Genomic DNA, 25,852 nt, shown 5'->3' on the forward strand with positions numbered 1-25,852 from the left:
CCCGTTGGCGACCGAAGCCGCACGGCTGGCGCCACGGCCCGCTGCCGTCACAGGGCGCGCGAGATGACCTCTTTCATGACCTCGCTGGTGCCGCCATAGATGCGCTGGATGCGCGCATCCGTGTACAGCCGCCCAATCAGGTATTCGTTCATGTAGCCGTAGCCGCCAAACAGCTGCAGGCAGGCATCCACGACGCGGCCCTGCGCCTCGGAGCCCCAGAGCTTGGCCATGGACGCCGTGGCCGTGTCCAGCTCGCCGCGCACCAGCTTCTCGACACACTGGTCGATGAAGGCGCGCCCCACTTTGATCTCGGTGGCGATCTCGGCCAGCTTGAACTTGGTGTTCTGGAAATCGGCGATGGACTTGCCGAACGCCTTGCGGTCGCGCACGTACTGCAGCGTGGCCTCGTAAGCGCCTTCCATCGCGGCCAGCGCGGTCACGCCGATGATCAGCCGCTCGTACGGCAGGTCCGACATGAGCTGGAAAAAGCCCTGGCCTTCGACGCCGCCCAGCAGGTTCTCGGCCGGCACGCGCACGTCGTCGAAGAACAGCTCCGACGTGTCCTGCGCCTTGAGGCCGATCTTGTCGAGCACCCGCCCCACGCGAAAGCCCTCGCAGCCCTCGGTTTCGACCAGCAGGATGGAGGTGCCGCGCGCGCCCTGGCTGGGGTCGGTCTTGGCCACCACCAGCACCAGGCCGGCCAGGAAGCCGTTCGAGATGAAGGTCTTGCTGCCGTTGATGACGTAGTGGTCGCCGTCGCGCAGGGCCCGCGTGCGGATGCCCTGCAGGTCCGAACCCGCGCCGGGCTCGGTCATGGCGATGGCGCCCACCAACTCGCCACGGGCCATGCGCGGCAGGTGGCGCTGCTTCTGCTCGGGCGTTCCATGGTTGAGCAGGTAATGCGCCACGATGGAGTGCACGCTGTTGCTCAGGCCGGTGAGCGAGCGCCGCGCGGCCTCTTCGTAGAACACGGCCTCGTGGCGGAAGTCGCCGCCCGCCCCGCCCCATTCCTCGGGGATGTCGGTGCAGAGCAGACCGGCCTGGCCCGCCTGGCGCCACAGCGCATGGCCGACGTGGCCGTCTTTGCGGGCCTGCTCGTCGTGGGGCAGCATGTGGTCGTCGATGAAACGCACCACGGTGTCGCGGTATTGCTCGAGGTCGGCGTCACTCCATGTACGCGGGAAGGTGATGGGCATGGCAAAGGTTTCCAGGGTGGCGGCTGGCGGTGCAGCCGGAACGGTGCAACCCATGCTGCCGAAATCCCGCGGGGCTCACATCGTCCAAAGCGATGAAAGCGCCGACGGGCCTGAGCCCGGCGTGACAAGCCCAGGCACCCTGCGCGAGGCCAGTCCGCACCGCCTGCGGATGCGGCATGCACGCCGCTCCGGGCTTCAGCGCCGAACGCGGATCGAAATTGAACGAGCCCACAAAGCCGCGTGCCTGGTCGATGACGAAGTGCAGGCTGGCGCCGCTCAAGCCAGCCTCTGCGGACGTGAGTCTGCGTGCCTGTGAGACTGTGGGCCGAGGAATCCGTGCGTCAGCCAGCGGGCAGCGTGGGCAGCAGATCGCCCGCGAATGCGCGCCAGGCATGCCATTTTCATCATGATGTATCCAGCCATCCTCGTTTTCACTGAGACGTGAACAAGCTCATACTCCACCCCTCAAGCCGATGGCAGCTGCACCTGCGCCAGGTGGTCGAGCAGCGCACGCACGGCCGGCACCATGCCGCGCCGCGACGGAAACACGGCGTGGAAGATGCCCGGACTGAGCCGCCAATCGGGCAGCACGCGCACCAGCCGGCCAGCCGCGATGTCGGCCTGGCAGAAGTAGTCGGGCATGGCGCACAGGCCCACCCCCGCCACGCAGGCGCGCAGCAGGCACTCGAAATCGTCGGCCATGTAGCGCGCGCGCACGCGGATGTCGGCCGCCTCGCCCTTGGGGCCCTGCAGCGCAAACCGCGCCATGCCCTTCTGACCCGACAAGCCCATGACATCCAGGCGCTGGAGGTCCTCGGGCTGCCGCGGCACGCCCTGGCGCTGCAGCTGCTCGGGGCTGGCCACCACCCACGACGAGGTCTGCCCCAGGCGCTTGACCACCAGCTGCCCCGCCTCGGACAACTCGCTGCGCACGCGCAGCGCCACGTCGATGCCCTCAGCCAGCAGGTCGACCGCGCGGTTGCTCACCTCCATCTCCAGCGTCACCTTGGGGTTGGCCGCCAGAAACGCCGGCAGCATGGGGCCGATCAAGGCCTGCGCGGGGTGCACGGGGCAGCTCATGCGCACCACGCCCGCCGGCTCGGCCTTGATCTGGGCCACCGCCAGCTGCGCGGCCTGCGCCGCTTCGCGCATCTCCTGCACGTGCTGCAGGTAGCTGTGCCCCACTTCGGTCAGCGCCAGCTTGCGCGTGCTGCGCTGCAGCAGGCGCACGCCAAGCTGCGCCTCCAGCGCCGCAATGCGGCGCGACACCCTCGATTTGGGCGTGCCCAGGCTGTCGCCGGCGGCCGTGAAACTGCCCTTCTCCGCCACCTCGGCGAACAGCAGCATGTCGTTCAGGTCGGGCAGCTCGTGCATGAAAGACTCCGGCTCATTGTTGCTTCAGACAGAACAATCCGTCATGAGTTGGCCATCTTATCGGGCATTCAATTCGTCCGCAGAATAATGGTCAGCGCGATGCACACGGGTGCACCAGCCTTTCACAGAACGGAACACACACCATGAAACTGCTTCACATCGACTCTGCCATCACCTCCAACTCGGCCTCGCGCGAGTTGACGCACTACATCGTGGACCGCCTGACCACCGAGGGCGACCAAGTGCAACACCTGGACCTGCATGCCCAGCCCATCGACCACCTGGCGGCGGTGTCGCTCGGCTTTCGCACCGGCCAGCAGGCGGCCACGCAGGCCGAACGCGACCAGAACGCGCTGTCGGAACAACTTGTGAGCCAGTTCCTGGACGCCGACACCATCGTCATCGGCGCGCCCATGTACAACTTCAGCATCCCCAGCCAGCTCAAGGCCTGGCTGGACCGCCTCGCCCAGGCCGGCCGCACCTTCCGCTACACCGAAAAGGGCCCGGAAGGCCTGGCCGGTGGTCGCCGGGTGATCGTCGTGTCCACACGGGGCGGCCAATACGCCGGCACGCCGTTTGAAACCGCCATGGACCACCAGGAAGCCTTCCTGCGCACCATGTTCGGCTTCATGGGCATCGCCAACGTGGAAATCGTGCGCGCCGAACGCCTGGCCATGGACCGCGACGGCAGCCTGGCCGCCGCCAAGGCCCACATCGACGCCACGCTGACCGCACCCGTGGCCGCCTGAGCCACGCCAGCCTGCCTGCCCGCGCCTGCCGTGCGCGGGCCCTGCTTCAGCCAGCCTGCCCTGCAGGCTGGCTGTTTTTGTGGCCCCAGCGCTGCCAGGCCTTTTCGTGGAAGAAGAAGGCGAAGGCCTGCACCGTGGGCTCGAGCAGGCTGAGCGTCAGGGACGCGATCAGGTTGCCGGTGACCGCATAGGCGACGATGGCGGCCACGCCGATGTGGATGGCGTAATAGCTCAAGGTCTTGAGCAAGGTGTGGCGGTTGTGCTGAACGATGCGGCGGATGCGGGTCATGGTTGGTTCTCGCTTGGTGAAGTCAAATGATATCCATTCTCATTTGAAATGTGCTTGAACCCTTCAATCACGGCGATAGCCACGTTCAGCAACAGCTGCCACATCCATCTGGCAGACTGTGCGTTGGCCCCCGGGTGCACCCTGCGTGTGCCGGCGGCCAATTCCCCCTGCAGGTACGCCATCTGCCTGGCATTGAGGAAAGCTAAATTTAGTTTAGGCAAAATGAATTATTGAATTCGATAGTTCGCATCTATAATTCATCCCATCGCAGCTTCATCAACCCAAGGAGAACATCCCATGTCCCTGATCAACACCGAAGTCAAGCCGTTCAAGGCTCAAGCATTCCAAGGCGGCGCTTTCAAGGAAGTGACCGATGCCGACCTGAAGGGCAAGTGGTCCGTCGTGTTCTTCTACCCGGCCGACTTCACCTTCGTGTGCCCCACCGAGCTGGAAGACCTGGCTGACAAGTACGACGAATTCAAGAAACTGGGCGTGGAAATCTACTCGGTGTCGACCGACACGCATTTCTCGCACAAGGCCTGGCACGACACGTCGGAAGCCATCAAGAAGATCGACTACGTGATGGTGGGCGACCCCACCGGCACCATCACCCGCAACTTCGGCGTGATGATCGAGGAAGACGGCCTGGCCGATCGCGGCACCTTCGTGATCGATCCCGACGGCAAGATCCAGATCGTGGAAATCAACGCCGGCGGCATCGGCCGCGACGCAGGCGAGCTGCTGCGCAAGGTCAAGGCGGCTCAGTACGTGGCCTCGCACCCCGGCGAAGTGTGCCCCGCCAAGTGGAAGGAAGGCGAAAAGACGCTGAAGCCTTCGCTGGACCTGGTCGGCAAGATCTAAGCACCCAAGACCCGAGATTGCCGGCGAGCCCGTCTCGCCCGACCCACGACGTGTGCGCGCTGCAGGCGCACAGGTCAGGACTCCCAGGCCTTGCGGCCAGCATCCCAGCCGGGCGCAGGCGCAGCCGGGGTGCGGGAGTCCCTTTTTTTCGCCCGCAGCCTGTGCCTCTCGCCCGCCCTTTGGCGGCCACTGGCCCAGTACACAACAGTTGCCGCTGTTTTGACAACGGCAAGCACTGAATACCTCACATCAGGAGTTTTCGTCATGTTGGACACCGATCTCAAACAACAACTGGCTGCCTACCTGGAGCGCGTGACGCTGCCGTTTGAGATGGTGGCCTCGTTGGACGACGGCGCCAAATCCGCCGAGCTGCGCGAGCTGCTCGAGGACATCGCTGGCATGAGCGACAAGATCACGCTCAAGACCGATGGCAACGACGCGCGCAAGCCCTCGTTCACGCTGCAACGCCAGGGCACGGCCACGCAGCTGCGCTTTGCCGCCATCCCGCTGGGCCATGAATTCACCTCGCTGGTGCTGGCGCTGCTGTGGACCGGCGGCCACCCGCCCAAGGCCCCCGCCGACGTGCTCGAGCAGATCCGTCACCTCGACGCCGACCTCGACTTCGAGATCTACATGAGCCTGTCGTGCCACAACTGCCCCGACGTGGTGCAGGCCCTGTCGCTGATGGCCATCCACAACCCACGCGTCAAGGTCACCGTGATCGACGGCGGCCTGTTCCAGCAGGAGATCGAAGACCGCGAAATCATGGGCGTGCCCACGGTCTTCCTGAACGGCCGGTACTTCGCCAACGGCCGCATGACGGTGGAAGAAATCCTGCAGAAGGTGGACACCGGCGCCGCCAAGCGCGACGCCGCCAAGCTCAGCGCCAAGGCCCCGTTCGACGTGCTGGTCGTGGGCGGTGGCCCGGCCGGCGCGGCGGCAGCCATCTACGCCGCCCGCAAGGGCATCCGCACCGGCGTCGTGGCCGAGCGCTTTGGCGGCCAGGTGAACGACACGCTGGAGATCGCCAACTACCCCGGCGTGCCCGAGACCACGGGCCCGCAGTACGCCGCCGCGCTGGAGCAGCACGTGCGCAACTACGAGGTGGACATCATGAACGCCCAGCAGGTCGTCAAGCTGGTGCCGGCCGAGCAAGCCGGCGGGCTGCTGCAGGTGCAACTGGCCAACGGCGGCGTGCTGCACAGCCGCACCGTCATCCTGGCCACGGGCGCGCGCTGGCGCAACGTGAACGTGCCCGGCGAGCAGGAGTACAAGACCAAGGGCGTGGCCTACTGCCCGCACTGCGACGGCCCGCTGTTCAAGGGCAAGGACGTGGCCGTGATCGGCGGCGGCAACTCGGGCATCGAGGCCGCGATCGACCTGGCTGGCCTGGTCAAGCACGTGCACGTGGTCGAGTTCATGCCCGAACTGAAGGCCGACCAGGTGCTGGTCAACAAGCTGCACACCCTGCCCAACGTGACCGTGCACACCAACAAGCAGACCACGGAGATCCACGGCGCCGAAGGCAAGGTCAACGCCTTGAACTTCAAGTGCCGCGCCTCTGGCGACGAAACCCGGGTGGCGCTTGAAGGCGTGTTCGTGCAGATCGGCCTGGTGCCCAACACCGAGTTCCTCGGTGACACGGTGGAGCGCACCCGGTTCGGCGAGATCGTCGTCAACGCGCGCGGCGAGACCAACGTGCCCGGCGTGTTCGCGGCCGGTGACTGCACCACGGTGCCCTACAAGCAAATCGTGGTGGCCGCAGGATCGGGCTCGACTGCCGCACTGAGCGCCTTCGACCACATGATCCGCACGCCCGAGGTGAAGTGAGGCCACGCCGAGGTCGACGGCCGCGCGGTCGGCCTCTTTCACTGCACCAACAACCCGACGCAGTGCATCAAACCTGGCAGTATGGCCTGCTTTCCGTTAAAATTGAAACGGAAAGCAGTTCATACTGCTTCTCACTTCGCCAGACCAGCCCGCCTGGCAGTGGCTTTGCACGGGCCACCTCGTCAAGGCGGCCACGCACGTCGGGACACAGGCGGACCAGGCAACCGACGCCAGATCGAGAACGCCTTCATGCCGCTGAACCACTCCGATCTGCTGCATTGCACGGCTGGCTGCTGGCAGGGGCTCTTGCCATCGGCGATGGTTGGACGCTGTGCATGCGCCCCGCATGCGTCAGGGGTGCGCCAACGCGTGTGGTCAGCCATCGCAGACTGGCACGCGCATGACCCGTGGCTGTTTTTGGCTAAGGTCTGGCGCGATCTGCATGCCGCTGGAGGCATTGGCGGGTCTCTCTGCGGGAGCCGCCGAGCAAGCGAGTTGAGATGAACGGCATGGGTGGTCAGGCGCCGAGCGCCGACTTCTGAAATCGATCCTTAAACATTGAATGAGAATGACGGATTCCTTTTGCATGACAACGGGCTAGATGCAAGAGGTTGCCCCGCACACGCGGGGATAGACCCAAGAAAGCCCCGGCTGCGCTAACAGTCCGGGGGGTTGCCCCGCACACGCGGGGATAGACCCGACCCAAACTACAACAGCAAGGCCTGGGATTGGGTTGCCCCGCACACGCGGGGATAGACGCCACGGCGCTCAGCGTCACCGGCTGCCGCGTGGGGTTGCCCCGCACACGCGGGGATAGACCCGCTCCTTCAATGACGGGGACATCATCTTTGTCGGTTGCCCCGCACACGCGGGGATAGACCCCTGAAGCTGACGCCCGCCTACGAGGCCCTGCTGGTTGCCCCGCACACGCGGGGATAGACCCCAGCACCAGCGGATGCGGTTCATTCTGAAAAGGGTTGCCCCGCACACGCGGGGATAGACCCATGGGCGTGACCACCAGCGGATCCACCAGGGTGGTTGCCCCGCACACGCGGGGATAGACCCCCACTTCAGGGAGAACAGGGTTTTACCGGTGCGGTTGCCCCGCACACGCGGGGATAGACCCGGCGTCGGTCGATTCATCGGCAAAGTGACCCGGGTTGCCCCGCACACGCGGGGAAGGTTGCCCCGCAAACGGGAACAGTTCTCCGCTGTGTGCCTGACCGCGGTCAGTTGAGCAGCTCGTCCGGCAGGTCGTCGGCATCCATCACGAAGCCGGTCAGCGACTCGTCGCAGAACACGCATTCGCTGAGGAACTGGCGCAGGCTGCGGGCATGGAACCAGGCCAGGCCCGACTCGGGGTCGCACAAGGCGTCGGCCAGGGCGTCGCGGTCCTCTTCGCTGCCCTCGAGCTCGGCCTCCTCCAGGTACTCCTCCAGGCTGGTGTTGCTGGCGTAGAGCTCGTGGTCCAGGCTGGCGATGAAGCCTTGGTACTTGCCCGCCAGCACCTCGACGAAGACCTGGCCACCGTAGCCTGCCCCGATGGGGAACAGCACCTCGCGGAAGATGAAGTCCTCGAGCTGGGCGTTCAGGTCATCGAACGGGGCCTCGGCGCCCAGCGCGTACAGGTGCCGCAGGTCTGCATTGCCCTCGGCGTCGTCCTCGCCCACGGCCAGGCACTCGTCCGGGTCCGACGCGTCCGCGAGGCGATCGAACGAGAAGCCGTTCTGCCGAAACAGGAACTCGGCGTAATCCTGCGAGAAGCCGTATTGCTCCTGCAGGTCCAGCACCTCATCTTCCTGCGGGAGGGGATGGCCAAAGCTGTTGGGAAAAAGTATCTGCATGGTCGTCCTTGTGAAACGGCGGGGCCACACCCCGAATACCTGACGCGATGCCGCCAGCGTGGCCATGAAAAGGCAGTATGCCCATGTTTCCGTTAATTTCTGAACGGTAACATTGGCATACTTCAAAACAATCAGTCGACCATGGCGGCCTGCTGCCAAGCCAGCCTGGCTTCGTCAGTCCGGTCTTGCGACTCGGCCAATCGTGCCAGCGCCCGCCAGGCCCGGCGCTGCAGGCGGGGCGACGGCAGGCCACGCGCCGCCAGCGCGAGCCGCTTGCGGGCGTCGTCCCACGCGCTGCGGCTCAACGCGACCATGCCCGCGAGGTACTGCAGCCCCGCCTCTTGCGGTGCCGCGCCATGGGCAGCCTCGATGCGGGTCAGCCAGACCTGCTCCTCGGGTCGGCCATGCCGCGCAACGAGCAAGGCCTCCAGCGTGTCCACCAAGTCCTCCCACAACGTGGCGCTGAGGCGGCTGGGGTCCCGCATGGCCGAATCCCACAGTTGATGCAGCCAGGCGTCGGCTTGCGCCTGTGCCGGGTGGGTGGGGGAATTCGGCGACGCCTGGCTTGCGCCCTGACTGGCAGACGGCCGCAGGTCGGCGTGGGCACTTGGCGATGGCATCGACAGGTTGGCCGCCGTGTTCGCCGATTGGCTTGCCGATTGGCTCGCCGAAGGGCTTGCCGAAGGGCTCCCCGGTTGGCTAGCCGAGCTGCCCGCAGCCAGCGCCAGCGCCCGCCGGGTCAGCCGCAAGCCCGTGGCCATGCGCAGGCGCCAGTCCTCCGCCTCGGTCTCGGCTTTGGCACCTGCCTCGGCCTGTGCCTCGGCATCATCGGCCGACGCGCGCTCGCGCTCGCCGCCCTCGTCGCGCTCGCCCTGCCAGTCGGCCAGCTGCTGCCAGATGGCCCGCAGCACCTTGAGCGAGGTGGTTTGCGCGGCCGCGGCTTCGGCCAGGGGCAACAGCAGGCGCAGCGATGCGGCGTCGGACAGGTCGCCATGCTTGCGCAGCAGCCGCGTGAGCTCGAAGGCTTCGAGCGGGCGGCCCGCCATCTCGGCGGCCTGCGCCAGCACACGCAGCGCGGCGGTGCGCCGGCGAGCGCCCCGCCCCATGTCGTGCACCAGGCGCTGGGCGCGCTCGGGGTCGCGCTCGATGAGCGCCCATTGCGCGGCACGCAGTTGCAAGCCGTGCTGGGTTTCGGTCAGCAAGTGGGTGCTGCCGCTGTCGCGCGACACCGCCAGGCCTTGCTGCAGTTGCGCCTCGCGCTCCTGCGGCTCGCGCAGCGCGTAGGCGCTTTCGGCCAGCAGGGTGTGCGCCAGGGCCTGCATGGCCGCGCCGTGGTGCAGCGATTCGCCGGCATCGCGCAGGCTTTGCTCGCGCGCCAGCGCCACGCGGGCGGCCTCGCGGGCGCGCACGTAGCGGCCGGCGCGCCAGTAGATCCAGGCATCGAGCAGCGCGGCGTGAGCGCCCCGCTCGCGCTGCAGGCTGCGCCATTGGCGGGACTGGGCCGGCAACTCGAACAGCTTGGTCAGCGCGTTCAGCGCCGCGTGCACCAGCGCAAACGACAGCACCAGCACCAGCAAGGCCAGGTTCAGCGACAGGTCGATGCGGCGGTGCGGCAGGAAGATGCTGACGGTGCCGTCGTTGCTGACGGCCACCAGGGCCGCCGCCACGGCGGCCGCGAACAGGCCCAGGATCCAGAGCACGGTGCGCATGGTCGGACGTCCTCAGGGCGAACCCGACGCGGCGGCCAGGGCGGCCAGCGAGTCGTCGATGCGCGGCGTGCCCCACTGCAGCACCTCGTCGCGCAGCTGTTCAATGGTGGCCAGCGAGGCCTGGGTCTGGCGCGCGCCAGGGTCGAAATAGCGCCGCAGCAACTCGGCCACGGCCGTCAGGTCGCCGCGCACCGCCTCGGGCTGGCGCGCCAGCATGCCCATGCGGGCACCCTGCAGGCGCTGCTTCAGCGCCGCACGCAGGTTGTCGGTCTGCTCGGGCGTCAGCAAGGCGGCTTCGGGCGACTCGATGACGCTGACGCGCACCAGCGAGCGGATCTGCTGCCAGAACCGGGCCAGCCCCTGACTCAGCCAGCTGTCGGCGGTGACGGCGTCCTCGGCACCCGAAGCTTGGCCGGCCGACTGGCGGGCGTCGTGGAGGGTGGGCAGGTGGTCGATGCGGCGCGTCATCTCATCGAGCCGCGCCAGCACCACGGCCGTGTCGGTGGTGGGCATGGCCTTGATGCGGGCGATGTCGCCGGTCAGGGCGCGCTGGATGCGGGCGGCGTTGGGCACGGTCGAGGCCGCCACGCGGCGCTGCGCCGACTGCAGCGCGGCCAGCAGCGGCGAGGCGCTGCCGGTGAGCTGGGTCTGTTCCTGCGCCATGCGCAGGCTGGCCTCCAGGTCGGCCACCAGGCTGTCGTCGGCCGAACGCGAGGCCGCGTGCAGCAGCGCATCGATCTGGGCGCGCTGGGTGGCGAGTTCGCTCACCCGCCCCTCCAGCTGCGACACGCGCGTGCCGGCTTCGGCCGCCTGTTCCTGAGCCTGCCGGGCCAGGGTGCGGGCTTCGACCGACTGGTTGCCGGCATCCAGGTTCTGGCGCGCCAGCTGTTCCTGCACGGTGGACAGGCGCTGCCAGAGCAACAGCGACGCCAGCAGCGATGCGCCGGCCAGCACCAGCGCCGACACGGTCCACAGCACCCAGATGTTGCGCCCAGGCGCTGCGGCAGTACCCGCCGCTGCCGATGGTGTGATCAACGCGGCATCACCCTTACTCCCTGCCGACGAACCGTGTTCCGGTTCGTCGTGATCCAGCATGGTGATCTCCAGCGACGGGTCGGGCCGGGCACTGCTGGCGGGCAAACCGGACTCTGGCGATGCGGGGGCGCTCATGCCAGGGATTCTATCGACGCGACCACCTCGGCCAGTACCGGTCGGCACACGTGAACACTGGCAAACCCCAAAGCCTGAGCCGCCTGCGCCACGCGCGCATGGGTGCACAGTGCCTGGTCGCACGACCAGTCGTGCCGCCAGGCCTGCTCCGCACCCGCCGACTGCTTGAACACTTCGGCCAACAGGTTGGCCACCGCATGCGAGCTGCTGAACAGCCAGCCCTGCCGCCCCGGGGGCAAGGCGCGCAGCCGCGCCGGCAGGTCGCCGGGCCGGCCGCGCTGGTAGGCCGCCACGTCACCCACCACGCCGCCCAGGTTGTGCACCTGCTGAAGCAGCCAGTTGCGGCCGACGATCTGCCCGCCCTCGTCGGCCCCGCGAATCAGCAGCAGGCGAAACGGCTGGCCCGCGCGCGACGGCACCACCTGCCCGGCCACCTGGGCCCACAGCGATTCGGATTCGAACTGGCGGGCGTGCGCGGCGGGGCGATCGACGGCCTCGGGCGCCAGCCCCGCGTCCAGCAGCGCCTGCGCCGTGCCCGGACCCGGCGCCCAGGCGCGCGCAGTGGTGCCGAACGCGCGCGCGAGGTCTGGCGCGGCCGCGAGCAGGCCGCGCACGGCGTTGGCGCTGACGAACATCACCGCCTGCCACTGTCCGGCCCGCAGCTCGTCCGCACGCGCACGCAGCGCCTGGGGATCGGGCGCTGCGGCAATGCTCAGCAAGGGCAACGCACGCGCCGCGATGCCCTGCGCTTGCAAGCGCGCGACCCAGTCGTCGGCCTCGGGCTGGGGACGCGTGACCCACCAGGTTCGGGCCCCGGCTTGGCCCGCAGCCGGCGCCGGAGAGTTCTGCCGGGCGGCAAGCCGGACGGCATCGGCAGGCGTGCCGCCCATCAGTGGGCCCCTGCCGCGCGCAGATCGGCGGCGACGCGCTCACCGAGCGCCGCCGCCGCCGCGAGCAGCGGTGCCAGCTCGGCCTGACCACCGGGCTGCAGGGTCTGCAGGCCGCTGAAGGTGCCCTCTGTGCGGGCCTCTACCAGCACGGGTGCGCCCTCGGGGTCGCCCCAGGCTGCATCGACCCGCAGCTGCTCGCCCGGCAGGCCGGCCGCATCGGGCAGCCAGCGCGCATGCGCAGCCAGCGGCATCGAGCAGCTGCCGCCCATGGCCCGGCTGACGGCGCGCTCAGCCGCCACCGCCACCCAGGTGCGCACATCGGCAAGGGGCCAGAGCTGGGCCTGCAGCTCGGTGCGCGCGCGCATCACCTCGATGCCGAGCGCGCCCTGGCCGGCGGCGGGCAGCATGTCGTCCACGGCGAACTCGAAACGGATGCGCGCCTGCAGCCCCAGGCGCTTGAGCCCGGCCGCCGCCAGCACGATGCCGTGGTACTGCCCGTCGTCCAGCTTGCGCAAGCGCGTGTCGAGGTTGCCGCGCAGGGGTTCGATGCGGATGTCGGTGCGCCCCAGGCGGGCGAACTGGGCCCGCAGGCCCACGGTGCGCCGCAGGCTGGAGGTGCCGACCACCGCGTCCGCCGGCAACGAGGCCAGGTCAGCATGGTGTGGCGACACCCAGGCATCGCGCGGGTCTTCGCGCGCCATCACGCAGGCCAGGTCAAAGCCCTCGGGCAGCTCCATGGGCACGTCCTTGAGGGAGTGCACGGCCAGGTCGGCCTGGCCCTGCGCCAGGGCGGCTTCCAGCTCTTTGACGAACAGGCCTTTACCGCCCACCTTGGACAGCGTGCGGTCCAAAATCTGGTCGCCCGTGGTGGTCATGCCCAGCAAGGCCACCGCATGCCCGCACTGCTGCAGCCGGGCCTGAACGTGCTGGGCTTGCCACAGCGCCAGGCGGCTTTCTCGGGTGGCAATGGTCAAGGTGGTCAAGGTGCAGGCTCCGTCGCTCAAACAGGGCCGGTATGGTAGCGCGGCCTGTCCGCCGAGCCAGGTCACGCCGGGGTGACGCTGGCGTGTCGATCACGCCGATGGGGTGCAGTATCCATCGCTTCCCGATCATCTTCAAACGGTCCTGGGACCATACCACCCATCTACATAAGCGGACTGGTTTTCGGGATCGCTGAGCCCGCTGGATCGGCCGGGCGTAGCGGCAGACGACCGATGCGATTGCCGTGCCGGACGCGGGCCCGGTTCAAGGCTGACTCAAGGCGTGCCGCACCTGCGTGAGCTGGCGGCGCGAGACCGGCATCAGCTCGTCGATGCCCGCGATGCGCAGCATCCAGGCTTCGCCCTGGCTGCTGTCGATGGCCCGCTCCAGCGCCTGCATGGCCCGACGCGCCACCAACACGCTGCGGTGGGTGCGCACGAAGCGCGGGCCCCAGCGCTGCTCCAGGTCGCTCAGCGACCCATCGGCCAGGTAGCTTTGCGTCAGCGTGCGCACCGTGAGGTACTTCAGCTCGGAGCGGATGTAGAGGATCTCGCTGGCCTGCAGGCGCAGCACCCGGTTGCGCTCCTGAATCATCAGCACGTCCGGGTCATCGCCCGGCAACGCGCCCCGCCCCGAGGGATGCTGGGCCGCTGCTTTCTGCAGCGCCTTCTGCAGCCGCTCCAGGCGCACGGGCTTGGTCAGGTAGTCGGCCGCATCGAGGTCAAAGGCCGCCGCCGCGTGTTCGGCATGGGCGGTGACGAACACGATGGCCGGCGGATGGGGGAAGGTGCGCAGGGCGTGGGCCAGCGCCACGCCGCTGAGGCCCGGCATGTGGATGTCGAGCAAGGCCACGTCGTAATGCCCGGTGCGCATCAGCGCCAGCGCGTGGGCGCTTTCGGCCGCCTCGCCTGTGACTTCGGCCGCCGGCTGGGTGCAGTCGGCGAGCAGGGTTTTCATGCGGGCGCGAGCCAGGGGCTCGTCATCCACCAGCAGGACCTTGAGCGTCATGGGGTCTCCTCCTTGTGTTTGTCTGGCCGGGGCTGCACCCGGGTCACCGGCCATTGCGTGGATCCGCCTTCGAGCGGGATGCGGATGCGCACCTCGTACACCCCGGTGGCCACCAGGCCCGCTCGAAAACTGCTTTGTACATCGTGCAGCAGGGCCAGCCGTTCGCGCACGTTCGCCAGGGCCAGGCCGTTGCCGGGCTGACCGGCGCCGCCGGGCAGCGAATTGCGCACCTTGATGACCACGGTGTCGCCCCGGCGCTGGGTGCTGACCCACACCTGCGCGCCCGACACGCTGGGCTCGACGCCATGGCGGATGGTGTTCTCCACCAGCGGCTGCAGCACCAGCGGCGGCAGCCTGGCCTCGCCGGCCGACTCGTCGACGTGCCAGTGCAGCCGCAGCCGGTCGCCAAACCGCACCTGTTCGATCTCGAGGTAGCGCTGCGCCAGGTCCAGCTCCGCCGCCAGGGTGGTCGTTTCGCGCGCCTCACCCAGCACGTGGCGGAACAGCTCGGCCAGGTCTTCGAGCACGCGTTCGGCCTGACGCGGGGACTCGCGGATCAGCGCGATGGCCGAGTTCAGCGTGTTGAACAGGAAGTGCGGGCGGATGCGCGATTGCAACTCGGCCAGCCGCGCGCGGGCCGCCGCCGGCTCGCGGCCGCGTGCACGCAGCTGCAGGTCGGACATCAGCACGGCCGCCGCCATGGCCCCGCTGCAGGCCCCAGCCACCCCGCGCACCTCGGCCAGCAGGCCCAGGTGGTAGAGGCCCAGCACGGCGAACAGGCCGGCCAGCATGCCCAGCGCCGCGCCGCAGGCGTACTGCAGCCAGGTCGGCAACCGGGCCAGGCCCTGCTTGAGCGCACAGGCCAGCACCAGCCACAGCAGGCACCCTGGCAGCACACCGGCGGTCCACAGCGACACCTGGGTGACCCAGGTCCAGGGTTCGTCGGTCACGAACATGGCCGCCACGGCCACCACCAGCTCCACGGCCAGCACCACGCGCAGCACGACCCCGGCATGGCAGGCATCGAACAGCAGCACGCTGGAGGACACGCCCACGCTGTCCGCCGCCCCCGAGGCGCGTGCGGCATCGCGCACCGGCTTGGCCGGTGTCCGCGAGGTCAACAGTCGTCCATTCTCAAATCTGGCCATGCGCAAAAAAGTCGCCGGGTGGCGCCCGATAAAATTTCGCCTTCCAGCCTGCACGCGCAGGCCTCTCACCAACCGGTCGAAGCTGCCGAATTATTGGCCAGTCACAGCCGGTTGGAGAGCCCCTTGCCCCCACACCAGCCCGACTGGGCCCCCGAAATGTCCACAAATCAACTCGACAAAAAGTCCGAAGGCTGGTCCGCCTTGTTTTCCGAGCCCATGAGCGAGCTCGTGCAGCGCTACACGGCCAGCGTGTTCTTCGACAAGCGCCTGTGGCGCGCCGACATCGCCGGCAGCCTGGCCCACGCCGACATGCTGGCCGCCCAGGGCATCATCGGCGCGAGCGATCTCGCGGCCATCCAGCGCGGCATGGCCCAGATCACGCAGGAGATCGAAGGCGGTCAGTTCGACTGGAAACTGGCCCTGGAAGACGTGCACCTCAACATCGAGGCCCGCCTGACCCAGCTGGTCGGCGACGCGGGCAAGCGCCTGCACACGGGACGCAGCCGCAACGACCAGGTGGCCACCGACATCCGCCTGTGGCTGCGCGACGAGATCGACGCCATTCGCGGCCTGCTGCGCGAGCTGCAAGCCGCCCTGGTCGACGTGGCCTCGCGCCACGTGAACGTCATCCTGCCGGGCTTCACCCACCTGCAGGTCGCCCAGCCCGTGAGCTTTGCGCACCACCTGCTGGCCTACGTCGAGATGTTTGCCCGCGATGAAGCGCGCCTGGGCGACGTGCGCAGCCGCGTCAACCTGCTGCCGCTGGGCTCGGCCGCGCTGGCCGGCACCACCTACCCCCTGGACCGCGAGCGCGTGGCGCGCACGCTGGGCATGGATGGCGTGTGCCAGAACAGCCTGGACGCCGTCAGCGACCGCGACTTCGCAATCGAGTTCACGGCGGCGGCCAGCCTGGTCATGGTGCACGTGTCGCGCCTGTCGGAAGAGCTGATCCTGTGGATGAGCCAGAACTTCGCGTTCATCAAGATCGCCGACCGCTTCACCACCGGCTCGTCCATCATGCCGCAGAAGAAGAACCCCGACGTGCCCGAGCTGGCACGCGGCAAGACCGGGCGCGTGGTTGGCCACCTGATGGGCTTGATCACCTTGATGAAGGGCCAGCCCCTGGCCTACAACAAGGACAACCAAGAAGACAAGGAGCCCCTGTTCGACACCGTGGACACGCTCAAGGACACGCTGCGCATCTTTGCCGAGATGATCGGCGGACAGGCCCAGGCGGACGGCAGCAAGGCCGGCGGCATCACCGTCAATGCCGACGCCATGCGCGCGGCCGCGCTCAAGGGCTTTGCCACCGCCACCGACCTGGCCGACTACCTGGTCAAGAAAGGCCTGCCCTTCCGCGATGCGCACGAAACCGTGGCCGAAGCGGTGAAGGCCGCCAGCGACCGGGGCTGCGACCTGACCGACCTGCCGCTGGAGACCCTGCAGCGGTTCAACGCCTCGATCGAGGCCGACGTCTACGAGGTGTTGACGCTGGAAGGCAGCCTGCAGGCGCGCAACACGCTGGGCGGCACCGCGCCTGCCCAGGTGCAGCAGCAGATTGCCCGCCATCAAGCCCGCTTGAGCGGCGCGTGACCGCACGCAGCGTGCTGGCGCACGGGCCCGTTCAGGTGTGGCCGGGCGCCAGCAGCAGGCGCTCGCTTGGTGACCGGCACACGCGTCGCCCGCAGCGCAGGGTAGAAAACTCGGGCATGGTCTGGTCTCCGGCGCACGCGATGCAACCCCTGTGACAGGTCTGTGCCCAATCGCCGACCTGGAGCAGGTGGCATCTGTGTGAATGCCTGCGGATGCGCTGTATTGAAACAAGAGTATCTCGTGCATTCCATTCATTGGATATCGCAAATCGACTGATACTCCCATACCTTAAGGCCCAACATCCGAGACCTCAAAGCTGTGGTTCGCGCGTGACCGAGACACCGCGTCACCAGGGCCCGTGGCGAGCGGGTGCCGCCGCTCGAACAGCTCATCCCTCGCGTTGCGACGGTGCCTGCAACAACGCCTCATCGAGATGCACAAAAGCCACCCCAAGGTGGCTTTTGTGCATCTGGGCCTCGACCGGGTCAGGCCAGCGAGCGCTCCTGCTCGGCCTTGGCGTAATCGCGCACCAGCGCGAGCAAGGTGTCTTCCGAGTACGGCTTGCCCAGGTAGTGGTTGGCGCCGAGCTCTGCGGCATGCTCGCGGTGCTTTTCGGCGATGCGCGAGGTGATCATGATCACCGGCAAGTCCTTGAGCGCCGCGTCGTTGCGGATGTTGCGCAGCAGGTCGAAGCCGTCCATCCGGGGCATCTCGATGTCCGACAGCACCACGGCAGGACGCTCGGTTCGCAGCTTGTCGAGCGCCTGCAGGCCGTCGTTGGCCAGCTCGACGCGGAAGCCTTCGCGCTGCAGAAACCGCTGCGTCACGCGGCGCACGGTGATCGAGTCGTCCACCACCAGCACCAGCGCGGGCTCGTCCTGGCCGCTCTTGGGCAGCAGGTGCAGCGGCGCATCCAGCGCCACGGTCATGGCCTTGGCCTTGGCGCCGTACACCGAGGCCAGGGCCACCGGGTTGTAGACCAGGGCGACGTCGCCCTCGGGCAACACCGTCATGGCCGCCAAGCCGGGCATGCGCGAGAGCTGAGAGCCGAGGTTCTTAACCACCACTTCGTGGTTGCCGACCACCTCGTCCACATGCACAGCGATGCGCTGTGAAGCGGAACGGAAGATGACCAACGGCAGGCCTTTGTCGGCCTGGTCCAGGCTGCGCGGGCTGTCCTGCAGCAGCGCCCCGCCCCAGTAGAAATCGAGCTTGTCCTGGTTGTACACGTACTGGCCGGCCTGGTAGGCGGCCACCAGTTCATCCCGCGTGAGGTTGCGCACGATCTCGACCACGCTGGAGGGCACGCCCACCACGGTGTCGCCCACACGCACCATCACGACCTGGGTCATGGCGGTGGTCAGCGGCAGCACGAGCTTGAACGAACTGCCCTGGTCCGCGGCATACCGCGTCTCGATGCGGCCGCCCAGCGACTGCACCTCGTTGCGGACCACGTCCATGCCCACGCCACGGCCAGCCAGCTCGGTCACGTGTTCAGCGGTCGAGAAGCCGGGGGCAAAAATCAACTGCCCCACCTCGACCGGCGTGAGCGGGTGATCGGCGGCAATCAGCCCGCGCGCCACGGCTTTCTCGCGGATGGCCGCGGCATTGAGGCCGGCGCCATCGTCGCGGATCTCGACTGCCACATCGTTCGCCGCCTGCGTGACGACGATGGTGATGGTGCCGGTCGCCTCCTTGCCCTTGCGCCGGCGCTCGTCCGGGCGCTCGATGCCGTGCACCACCGAGTTGCGCAGCAGGTGCTCAAACGCGGGCGTCATGCGCTCGAGCATGCTGCGGTCGATTTCGATCGTGCCGCCGGCAATGTCCAGCTTGACCTGTTTGCCGCTTTCCTTCGACGCCTGACGCACCACGCGGTACAGGCGCTCGGACAGGGTCTCGAACTCCATCATGCGCGTGCGCAGCAGGTTCTGCTGCAGCGAGCGCGTCATGCTGGCCTGGGCCGCCAAGTCGTCTTCCACCGTCTCGACCGAGCGCTGCAAGGTGCGCTGCAGCGTGGAAATGTCGTCCACCGATTCCGCCATGGAGCGCGTGATCTCCTGCACGCGCGTGAAGCGGTCGAACTCCAGCGGGTCGAAGTTCTGCGAGGTGTCCTTGGTCTGCTGCAGGCGCGATTGCATCTGCGTCTCGGTCTGCAGCTCCATGTCGCGCAACTGGCGACGCAGGCGGTCCAGGTTGCCGGTGATGTCCTTGACCGAGGTGCGCAGCTGGTGAAGCTTGTTCTCCATGCGCGTGCGCGAAATCGTCACCTCGCCTGCTTCGTTGACCAGCCGGTCCAGCAGCTGCGAGCGCACCCGAACCGCCTGGTTGCTCTTCGCGCGATCGTTGCTCAGCACCAGGGGCGCGGGCTCAGCGATGTCGTTGAGGTCGACCGGCTCGCCAGCAGGCGTCTGGGCCTGGGGCGTTTCTGGGGTCTGGGCTTCAGCAGCCTCCTCTGCCGGCTGCGCGGTGTCGGCGTTCTCATCGTTCGGCCGAGCGCCCTGCGCGGCCCGGGCTTGCGATTTCTCGAACAGGGCCTCCAGGTTGTCCAGCTCACCGAGCATGGACTCGATGCTGGCCTGGTCGTGCTCATCCTGTCCCAGGGCCTCGATGTCAGACTCCATGCGGTGCGCCAGCTCACCCAGGCGCATGGCGCCGGCCAGTCGTGCGCTGCCCTTCAGGGTGTGCAGCGCGCGCAGCACCTGGCCGCGCGGCGCGGGATCTTCCGGCTTGGCCACCCATTCGCGCAAGGCGCTGGCCAAGGCCGGGAACAGGTCGGTGGCCTCTTCTTCGAAGATGGGGAACAGGTCGGCGTCGAACGCGTCTTCGACGTCGAAGTCGTCTTCGGCCACCGAATCTTCCGACACCGTGACGGCTTGCGGGGTCTGCCCCAAACCCAGGCCGGTATCGGCCAACGCATGAATCCCGGGCACCAGGAGGCTGGGCGTTGCAACGCGCGGTTCAGGCGTCGACACCGCAGGCACGGCGCGAGGCTCGTCCGGCGTCACCGCCGGAGCCGGGACCGCGGGCGACTCGGTCAACACAGGGGCCTCGGCTGACGCGGCCACCGCAGCCACTTCAACCACATCGACGGGAGACACCGGCTCAGGGGTGACCTCGGCGGCGGCCTTCTGCGCCTCGTCTCCGTCAGACCCAGGGGCCACGGCGGCGGGCGGTGTCACCGCCGGCACAATCGGGTCAGCCAGCGAGGCTGGACCTGTCTCGAGGGCGATGGCGTCGGCACGAACCACGGCCGGCGGCGGGTCCAGGGCCTCGACCGCTGCGAGCACGCCCGCATCCGGTGTCTTGAGGAAACCAGCGGCAAACTGGTGCAGCAGGTACGAGACCTGCTCGGACCCGCGCACCAGGGTCTGCATCTGCGATTTGCTGTGGTCGCCATGGGCCAGCAGCCGCTGCAGGGCATGTTCCATGGCACGCGCCAGGTGCGACAGGGCCTCGAAACCCACGGTGGCCGAACTGCCAGCCAGCGAATGCGCGCGGGCGATGGCCAGCTCATGCACCGTGGTGTCCACGCCATGGCTCAGCTGGAACAGCGCCTGGTCCAGCGCCTTGGACCATTCCTCGGCCTCGCCCAGGTACACGTTGTACAGCGCCTCGCTGATCTGCAAGCCCCCCACGTTGCGCATCGCGCCTGGCGCAGCGAACATGGTCTCGGTCGGCATGTCCTGGAGCTCGGCGAAGTCCAGGTCCAGCAGCGCGCTGGCGTCCTGCTCCGCGTCCACGGCCGCGAAATCCGAATCACCGAGGTCGATCGAATGCTTGGCGTCGCCCAGATCCAGCTCCAGGTCGGGCAGGTTCAAGCGGCTCAGGTCGAACGACGGCAGCGAGGCCGGCGGCGGCTGGGTCTGCAGGTACTCCTGCTGGGTGTTGACAGCGGGCACCGATTCCTCGCCCACGTCGAAGTCGATGCCCGCCCTGGCGGCCTGCCGCAGGTCGGATTTCGGGGCAGCCTCCTCCGCAAAGTCCAGCCCATCGTCCAGCGGAGGCAGGTCCAGCGACGGCAGCTCCAGCCCGACCAAGGACAGCCCCGGTGCCTGGGGCGCCGCGGCCGAAGCCGGCTCGGCCTCGCCCTCATCCTCTACCTCATCCGGGGTGAGCGTGAGCACGCTGGCGTCGACCACCTCAACCGTGACCCCCTGCGCGTCCTGCAGGTCCAGGGGACCGTCGAGCGACGCCTCATCCAGCGCCAGCACGTCCAGCTCCACCACCTCGACCTCTGCCGATGCCAGGTTCAGGTCGACCACGGACTGCGGTTCTGGATCAGCAGGCGGCTCGAATGCCACCGCCTCGACGGGCGCCAAATCCGACGCGGCCACTTCGCCCACGTCCAGCGACAGGCCGTCGAACACCAGCATTGGTTCGAGGGGCTCAGCCACTGCCTGCGGCGCGGACTCGAAGCTCATCAGCTCAGTATCGGGCAATGCCGTTGATCCTTGAATCGACAGCGGCTCGTACTGCCCCTCGTTGCGCATGGCATCGGCAGAAAACCGGAATGGCGCTGCGCTCCAGCGGCCGTGCTGGCCGGTGGCGATGTCTTCCACCCAGTCGCCAAAACCCGTCAGGGCCTGCTGGCACAGGTCGCGCAGCTCGGGGGTGGCCGGCCGGTTTTCGGCCCGCCACACGTTGAGCAACTGCTCCAGCGACCAGGCAGCTTCCCCGAACTCGTTGAGGCCCACCATGCGCGAGCTGCCCTTCAGGGTGTGGAAGGCGCGGCGCAGATCGCCCAGCAGGTCCTGGTCAGACGGGGCATCGGTCAGCGCGACCACGGCAGCCTGCCCTTGGGCCACGACGTCGCGGGCCTCGTCCAGGAAGATGTCCTTGAGGTCCTCGTCCTCGATGTCTTCGGCCGGCGCCGTGGCAGCCGACAGCGGCGCCGGTTGCGTCACCGGTGCCGTCAACTGCTCCACCTTCTCCAGGGCCTGAGCCAGGGCTTCCGGGTCGTCCAGCGCCGCCGCCTTTGCCGCCTGCTGGGCGCTCGCTGCCAGCTCGGGCTGATCGGCCAAGGCCGCTTGCTGGGCCAGCGCCTCCAACCCCGCGGGACTCACATCGGTGAGCGCGGGCACGTCCGGCACCCGCAAGTCCTCACCGCCATCGTCTGCGTCGTCGCCATCGACCTCGCGCCCCATGATGGCGCGCAGCTCGCCCGACTCGGCATCGAACACGAACAGCTTTTTGGCCAGGGCATGCTGGTAGTTCAGCATGTCCACCATCAAGCCCAGCACGCCCATGCTGTTGCCCAGGGATTCGATCTGCGCCGGGCTGGCCAGACCGGTCAGGTCCTGGTCCTGCGCCTTGCGCTCTTCGGCCTCGGCGATGAAGCCGTCGACCACGTGCCGCATGTGTTCCACGGCCTGTGCGGCCTGGTTCACGCCCAGCACCGACAGCACGCCACGCATCTGCGTGAGCAGCGGCGAGACCTCCGTCAGCTGGCCCACCTCGGTGGGGTTGCGCAAGAACTGGTCCAGGTGGCCTTCCACCTCATCGAGGTTGGCGCGCAACTCGCCCACCACGGTGCCCATGGTCTGGCGGTCGCTGACCCGGCGGTACAGCTCTTCCATCCACCCTGCGATCGGCAAGGCGTGCTGGCCCTCCTGCACGGTGTGCAGGCGTTCTGCCAGTTCCTCGGTGCGGCCCTGCAGGCGCGGATCATCGAGGTCGAAGTCATCGAACGTGGCCTCCAGAAACAGCACCACCGTGGCCACTTCCATGGCCAGCTCGGCATCGGGCGCCGATGCGGCCTGTGCCGTGGCCTGCTGCACGGCCCTCAGCTCCTCGACCAGGCGGGTGGCGCCGGGGCAAAGTTCGGCCAGGCTGTCGGCCACCAGGCCAAGCTGATCGGCGGCGGCCCGGGCGCGCTTCACCTCGCCCGAGGCAAAGGCCGACCAGGTTTCCTTCAGCGATTCGATGCGCTTGCGGGCCTGAACCAGCAGCGCCGGATCGAACTGACCGAAACGCACCCGCGTGTAGTCGACGGGCAGGCTGGCCGGCAGGCGGTAGGCGCGGCGCACGGCGGTCAGCATGACCAGGTCCGGCCGGCTCACCGGGCCTGCCTGGGCGCAGAAGAACAGCAGGTCATGCGCCAGCCGCTCGGACACCACCGCGCTGCCCTTGGCCAGCGATGCGAACTGCAGCAGCACGCGCGAAGCCGCCCGTTTGGCATACAGGTCGGCCGGAATCAGCCTCGCCGACAAGGCGTCGAAAAAGCCGGCGCTGATGGACCAGAACCGCTGGTTGAGGCGATCGGATTCACCATGCGCCAAACCCTGGCTCACCGTGCTGAGCTCGCCAGCCGCACGGCTGCTGCCCTTGCGCATGACCCGCAGCACCTCGTGATCCATGCGCGTGCGCACCGCCGGCACATACGCCAGGGCATCGCCCGACACCGGCAGGTCCACATCGGCCCAGCGCCAGTCCTGCGGCCACAGGTCGGCGGGGTGGATGCGGTCGGCGCCGGCCAGCTCCTGCACGTCCTTGTATTGGGGGAACAGCGTCAACGGCGACACCGAACGCCCCGCCAGCACCTGGCCCAGGTACTCCGTCAACGCGAAGCCGGCTCGCTCGACGGCCTTGACCGCCGCCTTGTCGCAGCGGTCGGGATGGGCCACGAACTGCTGCACCACGGCCTCCATGCCCTTGAGCACCATGGCGGCATGGCCATAGCCCACCATCTCCATGGCCCCCACGGCCTGGTGGATGTGCTGGCGCGCCAGCCGCAGCTGACCGTCGTCCACGGACGCCAAGTCGGTGCCGCGCGCCGCTTCGGTGTCCTTGAGGTAACGCTTGAGCGCCTTCCCCGAACTCTCCAACGACTTGGTCACCTCATCGGCCACCCAGGCCAATGCGCTGATGTCTGTCGGACTCGCGCTCACACGAGATCCTTGCTCGGGGACTTGACTTGGCATGAGGCCCTTCTCTCCATCGTTACTTCCGGGGTGCACCACACGACATCCAGGCGATCAGGAAATCTTGAATCGCGCGACCGACTGGCGCAGCTCGTCGGCCATGCGCGACAGTTCGCGAACCTGGTTGGCGGTCGACCGCGTGCCTTCGCCGGTTTGTTCGGTCACGGCAAAAATGTGCTGGATGTTGCCGGCCACTTCGTTGGCCTGATGCGCCTCTTGCAGGGCTGAATTCGAGATCTGCTGAATCAGCTCGGCCAGGCGCCGCGTCACGCTGTCGATCTCCGTCAAGGCCGCGCCAGCGTTGTCGGAGAGCTTGGCCCCCTCGACCACGCCCACGGTGGACCGCTCCATGGCCGCCACCGCGTCCTGGGTGTCGGTCTGAATGGCCTTCACCAGGGTGGCAATCTGGCGCGTGGCGTCGGCCGAACGCTCGGCCAGACGCTGCACTTCTTCCGCCACCACCGAGAAACCTCGGCCGGCTTCGCCCGCAGAAGCCGCCTGAATGGCGGCGTTCAGGGCCAGCACGTTGGTCTGCTCGGTCAGGTCGGAAATCAGCTCGGTGATTTCGCCGATTTCTTGCGACGACTCGCCCAGGCGCTTGATGCGCTTCGAGGTGTCCTGGATCTGGTCGCGGATGGCGTTCATGCCCCCGATGGTTTTTTGCACCGCGTTCAGGCCGGAATCGGCCGCCAGCAGCGACTGCCGCGCCACCGTGGCCGATTCCTGGGCCTGTGCGGACACCGCGTTGATACGATCGGCCATGTCCAGCACCGACTGACCCGTTTCCCGGATTTCGCGCAGCTGCTGGGTCGAAGTGGCGAGCAGATCGGTCGAGGTGTTTTCGACGCGCGCCGTCGTCTGCGCCACCTTGGTCGCTGTGCTCTGCACGTTGCCCACCAGCGACCGCAGCTCTTCCACCGTGTAATTCACCGAATCGGCGATGGCGCCGGTGATGTCTTCGGTCACCGTGGCTTCCTGCGTCAGGTCGCCTTCGGCCACGGCCTGCAGCTCGTTCATCAGGCGCAAGATGGCCGCCTGGTTGGCGTCGTTGATGCGCTTGGACTCGGCCTGCTGGGCCTCGGCTTCGATCCGCTGCTGCTCGGCAATGACCTGCCGCGTGCGGCTTTCGGCCAGGTAGGTGCGGCTGTACAGCACCGCCACGAACGCCCCCAGCAAGATGCTGAAGATCAGCGCAACCAGCGGGAAGATGCTCAAGCTCGACTGCGAGGACAGCCGGTCCTGCAGGGCCTGGAGTTGCTGCAGCAGCGTCGCGCTGTCTTTTTGGATGGCGAGCTGGGCGTCACGCGCCGCCACCAGCTCGGGCAGGTACTGGGTCAGCTTGTTGGCGTCGCTGCGGGTGTCGCCGAACATCTTGATCAGGGCATCGAGGGCGTCGCGCGTCTGCGGCTCGCGCGTGCCGGACAAGCGCAGCTGCGCGCTGCCGTCCAGCAAACCGCTGGCCGTCGCGCTGAAGCTGGCCAGGTCGCGGCCCAGGATGAACGAGGCATCGGGGCTCACGCCAAACATGGTGTTGTATTCGTTCGCCGACTTGCTGATGCGCTGCGTCAGCATCACCAGCTCGCCTGCAGCGGCCACTTCGGCATTCGGCGCGCCGGCCTGCACCTTCATGGCTTGCACCGCGCGCGTCGCCTCCAGCAAGTCGTTCGACTGGTTGTTGATGCGCTTGAGCAGCGCGCCCGTGTCGATCAATGCATTCTGGTGCTGCAGCACCGTGTCGGCCGAGGTCTGCATGTTCTTGGTCAGCGCACTGATTTCCTGCAGCGCGGGCGCGAACTGCGGGCCCAGCGCCTGCACCCCGATCTCGCCGGTGCCGGTCGCCAGGCCCTTGACGTGCTCGGTCAACAAGCGCGCGCTCTCACGCACCTCGGGAAACGCGCTCGACTGCCCCTGCAAGGCTTGCGACACCGACTTGGCCAGGCGCTGGGACTGCGTCAGCCCCTGACCAGCCGAGGCCACCTGCAAAGCCAGCTGGTTGGCGCTGGTCAAGGCCCAGATGACCGCCAGGATCAGCAGCAACACCGACAGCACCGAGGCCCAGCCCAGGATGCGGCGGTGAGACCCCGCCGTCCGGATGCCCAGCAGCGGCAGGTGGAAGCGTTCAGACCCCGGCGCCATGACCATGAGGCGAGATTGAACCGAATCACCCAATTCGGAGGCGGCATACGACTGGGTCGACGTCGCGAATTCGCTGTATTGCGAATTGCTGACGGCATCGGCAGCCGCGGGATTTCGACGAAAGCGATCGATCAAGGACATGGTTTGCTTGGCT

Annotated in this window: 17 protein-coding genes and 1 CRISPR repeat array; of the genes, 4 read left to right on the plus strand and 13 right to left on the minus strand. The window is 67.9% G+C overall.

From position 1 onward, the window contains the following. Positions 1-47: 47 nt before the first annotated feature. The 3 genes from CCO03_RS11650 to CCO03_RS11655 form a co-directional block, all read right to left on the minus strand. Positions 48-1,196, minus strand: a complete 1,149-nt coding sequence (locus CCO03_RS11650; RefSeq protein ID WP_087284604.1) for an acyl-CoA dehydrogenase family protein — start codon at positions 1,194-1,196, stop codon at positions 48-50. Further along, positions 1,165-1,476, minus strand: a complete 312-nt coding sequence (locus CCO03_RS20090; RefSeq protein ID WP_169717434.1) for a hypothetical protein — start codon at positions 1,474-1,476, stop codon at positions 1,165-1,167. The genes CCO03_RS11650 and CCO03_RS20090 overlap by 32 nt, the downstream gene beginning before the upstream one ends. Positions 1,477-1,661: 185 nt before the next feature. Further along, positions 1,662-2,570 carry a LysR family transcriptional regulator gene (locus CCO03_RS11655; protein ID WP_335583019.1) on the minus strand — a complete coding sequence of 303 codons (909 nt, stop codon included), beginning with the start codon at positions 2,568-2,570 and terminating at the stop codon, positions 1,662-1,664. Positions 2,571-2,713: 143 nt separating this feature from the next. Between CCO03_RS11655 and CCO03_RS11660 the strand changes: the two genes are divergently transcribed. Beyond that, complete coding sequence (locus CCO03_RS11660) at positions 2,714-3,319, plus strand: FMN-dependent NADH-azoreductase (RefSeq protein ID WP_087281213.1); 606 nt, start codon at positions 2,714-2,716, stop codon at positions 3,317-3,319. Between the two features lie 46 nt (positions 3,320-3,365). On the opposite strand, the gene CCO03_RS11665 is transcribed toward CCO03_RS11660, so the two are convergent. Beyond that, entirely contained in the window at positions 3,366-3,608 is a 243-nt protein-coding gene (locus tag CCO03_RS11665) for a DUF2061 domain-containing protein (protein WP_087281215.1), read from the minus strand. Between the two features lie 297 nt (positions 3,609-3,905). Here CCO03_RS11665 and ahpC point away from each other — a divergent pair, with 297 nt between their 5' ends. Both ahpC and ahpF read left to right on the plus strand, forming a co-directional pair. Continuing rightward, positions 3,906-4,469 carry an alkyl hydroperoxide reductase subunit C gene (ahpC, locus tag CCO03_RS11670; protein ID WP_087281217.1) on the plus strand — a complete coding sequence of 188 codons (564 nt, stop codon included), beginning with the start codon at positions 3,906-3,908 and terminating at the stop codon, positions 4,467-4,469. Between the two features lie 264 nt (positions 4,470-4,733). After that, positions 4,734-6,299, plus strand: a complete 1,566-nt coding sequence (gene ahpF / locus CCO03_RS11675; protein ID WP_087281219.1) for an alkyl hydroperoxide reductase subunit F — start codon at positions 4,734-4,736, stop codon at positions 6,297-6,299. 609 nt (positions 6,300-6,908) lie between these two features. Beyond that, positions 6,909-7,486: direct repeats of the CRISPR family, unit length 29 nt; unit sequence GGTTGCCCCGCACACGCGGGGATAGACCC. A 42-nt stretch (positions 7,487-7,528) separates the two neighbouring features. On the opposite strand, the gene CCO03_RS11680 is transcribed toward ahpF, so the two are convergent. The 7 genes from CCO03_RS11680 to CCO03_RS11710 form a co-directional block, all read right to left on the minus strand. Beyond that, positions 7,529-8,143, minus strand: a complete 615-nt coding sequence (locus CCO03_RS11680) for a hypothetical protein (protein WP_087281222.1) — start codon at positions 8,141-8,143, stop codon at positions 7,529-7,531. A gap of 131 nt (positions 8,144-8,274) precedes the next feature. Next, positions 8,275-9,852 (minus strand): heme biosynthesis HemY N-terminal domain-containing protein, encoded by a 1,578-nt coding sequence (locus CCO03_RS11685; RefSeq protein ID WP_087281225.1) that lies wholly within the window; start codon positions 9,850-9,852, stop codon positions 8,275-8,277. 12 nt (positions 9,853-9,864) lie between these two features. Next, positions 9,865-11,022 carry a uroporphyrinogen-III C-methyltransferase gene (locus CCO03_RS11690; protein ID WP_087281227.1) on the minus strand — a complete coding sequence of 386 codons (1,158 nt, stop codon included), beginning with the start codon at positions 11,020-11,022 and terminating at the stop codon, positions 9,865-9,867. Further along, the gene (locus CCO03_RS11695) at positions 11,019-11,912 is read right to left on the minus strand and encodes a uroporphyrinogen-III synthase (protein ID WP_087281229.1); all 894 of its coding nucleotides are present in this window, start codon (positions 11,910-11,912) and stop codon (positions 11,019-11,021) included. The genes CCO03_RS11690 and CCO03_RS11695 overlap by 4 nt, the downstream gene beginning before the upstream one ends. Beyond that, the gene (gene hemC / locus CCO03_RS11700; protein ID WP_087281231.1) at positions 11,912-12,895 is read right to left on the minus strand and encodes a hydroxymethylbilane synthase; all 984 of its coding nucleotides are present in this window, start codon (positions 12,893-12,895) and stop codon (positions 11,912-11,914) included. The genes CCO03_RS11695 and hemC overlap by 1 nt, the downstream gene beginning before the upstream one ends. A 262-nt stretch (positions 12,896-13,157) precedes the next feature. Continuing rightward, positions 13,158-13,901, minus strand: a complete 744-nt coding sequence (locus CCO03_RS11705; protein ID WP_087281233.1) for a LytR/AlgR family response regulator transcription factor — start codon at positions 13,899-13,901, stop codon at positions 13,158-13,160. Next, on the minus strand, positions 13,898-15,022 hold the full coding sequence (locus CCO03_RS11710; protein ID WP_236903789.1) for a sensor histidine kinase: 1,125 nt from the start codon (positions 15,020-15,022) through the stop codon (positions 13,898-13,900). Before CCO03_RS11710 ends, CCO03_RS11705 begins: the two co-directional genes overlap by 4 nt. Before the next feature lie 183 nt (positions 15,023-15,205). Between CCO03_RS11710 and argH the strand changes: the two genes are divergently transcribed. Beyond that, complete coding sequence (argH, locus tag CCO03_RS11715) at positions 15,206-16,642, plus strand: argininosuccinate lyase (RefSeq protein WP_087281236.1); 1,437 nt, start codon at positions 15,206-15,208, stop codon at positions 16,640-16,642. A gap of 485 nt (positions 16,643-17,127) precedes the next feature. On the opposite strand, the gene CCO03_RS11720 is transcribed toward argH, so the two are convergent. Continuing rightward, positions 17,128-23,562, minus strand: coding sequence for a hybrid sensor histidine kinase/response regulator (locus CCO03_RS11720; protein ID WP_087281238.1), 6,435 nt, complete (start codon positions 23,560-23,562; stop codon positions 17,128-17,130). A gap of 54 nt (positions 23,563-23,616) precedes the next feature. Further along, on the minus strand, positions 23,617-25,839 hold the full coding sequence (locus tag CCO03_RS11725) for a methyl-accepting chemotaxis protein (RefSeq protein ID WP_087281240.1): 2,223 nt from the start codon (positions 25,837-25,839) through the stop codon (positions 23,617-23,619). Positions 25,840-25,852: the final 13 nt, after the last annotated feature.

It is taken from the genome of Comamonas serinivorans (genome assembly GCF_002158865.1).
Lineage (GTDB): Bacteria > Pseudomonadota > Gammaproteobacteria > Burkholderiales > Burkholderiaceae_C > Comamonas_E > Comamonas_E serinivorans.